Below are 1,064 nucleotides of genomic sequence, written 5' to 3' on the forward strand. Positions count from 1 at the left end.
GGCGGCGTTGGTGTATGCTATCGGCATGAAACGCGACGGCCGACAACTTGACCATCGAACCCTGGAAGAAATCCGCATGATGGCGTTGGAGCGAGTGCGCGAAGGTGAAAAGCCGAGCGCCGTCGTCGAGAGCTATGGATTTCACCGCAGCGTGATTTACCGCTGGATGAGAACGGTGAAAGGTCGTGGGAAGGGCCTGCGGGCGCTGGCGTCGCGCAAAGGAACGGGACGTCCGAAGAAGTTGACGCCGGCGCAAGAGCGGCAAGTGTTTCGCTGGATCAACGGCAAGAACCCGCTGCAATACGGTTTCGATTTTGGCTTGTGGACGCGGCAAATCGTGCGCGAACTGGTGGAGCGGGAATTCGGCGTGAGGCTGAGTCTGGCGTCGATCGGGGGGATGCTGGCGCGCTTGGGATTGAGCGCGCAGAAGCCATTGCAACGCGCCTATCAGCGTGACCCGGAGGCGATCGAGCGTTGGCAGCGGGACACCTATCCGGCCATTGCGCGGCGTGCCAAGCGGGAGAAAGCGGATGTCTATTTCTGGGATGAATCCGGCTTCCGGGCGGATGCGGTGCAAGGCACGACGTGGGGCGTGAAGGGAGAAACGCCGGTGGTGCAAACGCCGGGGCAACGGCAAAGCATCGGCGCGGCGTCGGCGGTGAGCGCCAAGGGCGCGTTCTGGTTCGCGACGTACAAGGGCGCACTGTCTGGCGAGCTGTTCGTGGACCTGCTCAAGAAGCTGATGTATCGCCGCAAGAAAGCGCTGCATCTGATTGTGGACGGGCTACCCGCGCACAAGAAGGCGGTGGTCAAGGACTACGTGGCGAGCACGCAGGGAAAGCTGACGCTGCACTTTCTTCCGGGATATGCCCCGGATTTGAATCCGGACGAGCTCGTATGGAGCCATGCCAAGCGCACTGGCAATGCACGCCGGCCGCTGCGCGCAGGCGAGAAATTGGAAGACCGAGTCCGCACCCAGCTCGCCGACATCGGCAACAGACCAGCTTTGGTGCGTTCCTTCTTCAAGCATCCAGATGTCGCCTATATTTCTGACCTATGAGTAA

Annotated in this window: 1 protein-coding gene; it reads left to right on the plus strand. The window is 61.3% G+C overall.

Going from position 1 to position 1,064, the window contains the following annotated elements; all coding sequences use genetic code 11:
• The first annotated feature begins 25 nt into the window (after window positions 1-25).
• On the plus strand, window positions 26-1,060 hold the full coding sequence (locus tag CWO89_RS44505; protein ID WP_245476874.1) for an IS630 family transposase: 1,035 nt from the start codon (window positions 26-28) through the stop codon (window positions 1,058-1,060).
• Window positions 1,061-1,064 lie beyond the last annotated feature (4 nt).

Source organism: Bradyrhizobium sp. Leo170, from assembly GCF_004296405.1.
Classification (GTDB): Bacteria; Pseudomonadota; Alphaproteobacteria; order Rhizobiales; family Xanthobacteraceae; genus Bradyrhizobium.

Coding starts and splice junctions, on each gene's coding strand:
- CWO89_RS44505 (WP_245476874.1), top strand. CDS start 26: ATGAAACGCGACGGCCGACAACTTGACCATCGAACCCTGGAAGAAATC.